Origin of the sequence: Brevibacillus nigriterrae, assembly GCF_049846925.1 — a bacterium.
Classification (GTDB): Bacteria; Bacillota; Bacilli; order Brevibacillales; family Brevibacillaceae; genus Brevibacillus_H.
Window position 1 is genome coordinate 1 of the sequence record NZ_JBNCMT010000079.1, and the last position, 1,047, is coordinate 1,047.

At 48.6% G+C, this 1,047-nt stretch carries 1 protein-coding gene; it reads left to right on the forward strand.

What is annotated here, in order from left to right; all coding sequences use genetic code 11:
- On the forward strand, positions 1-1,047 hold a 1,047-nt coding region (locus ACPW7N_RS26650), incomplete at both ends, for an Ig-like domain-containing protein (RefSeq protein WP_425654871.1).

A 1,047-nucleotide genomic window follows, 5' to 3' on the forward strand; every position in this document is an offset into this window, starting at 1 on the left:
CCAAGCAATGTCACAAATACGACCAACAAAACAGCGAGCATCAGCGTAACGGTGGATGCAGAGGTGGTGGCGACAAAGGACATCACAGCGGTGGCGAGCCTGCCAGCAAAAACCGGACTAGCCAATGGTACGACCAAAACAGTAGCAGCCCTGGGATTGCCAGCGGAAGTAGAAGTCACCTTGGACGATAGTAGTAAAATCAATGTGGACGTGAATTGGGATGTAGCGAGTACAACCTACAATCCAGCGACAAAGACGGCGCAAACATTCACAATAGCAGGAACATTAACCAATCTGCCAAGCAACGTGACAAATACAACCAACAAAACTGCGAGCATCAGCGTAACGGTGGATGCAGAGGTGGTGGCGACAAAGGACATCACAGCGGTGGCGAGCTTGCCAGCAATAACAGGACTTGCAAATGGTACGACCAAAACAGTAGCAGCCCTGGGAGTGCCAGCCCAAGTAGAAGTCACCTTGGACGATAGCAGTAAAATCAATGTGGACGTGAATTGGGATGTTGCGAGTACAACGTATAATCCAGCGACAAAGACAGCGCAGACGTTTACTGTAACAGGAACATTAACTAATCTGCCAAGCAATGTCACCAATACAACAAATAAAACAGCAAGTATCAGTGTGACGGTGGATGCGGAGCCGGCGAAGGATATCTTGTCGGTGAAAAACCCAACAGCGATAACAGGACTTGCAAATGGTACCACCAAAACAGTAGCAGCCCTGGGATTGCCAGCGGAAGTAGAAGTAACTTTAAATGACAGCAGTAAAATCAATGTGGACGTGAATTGGGATGTAGCGAGTACAACCTACAACCCAGCAACAAAGACGGCGCAAACATTCACAATAGCAGGAACATTAACCAATCTGCCAAGCAACGTGACTAATACAACAAACAAAACTGCGAGCATCAGCGTAACGGTGGATGCAGAAGTGGTGGCGACAAAGGACATCACAGCGGTGGCGAGCTTGCCAGCAATAACAGGACTTGCAAATGGTACGACCAAAACAGTAGCAGCCCTGGGAGTGCCA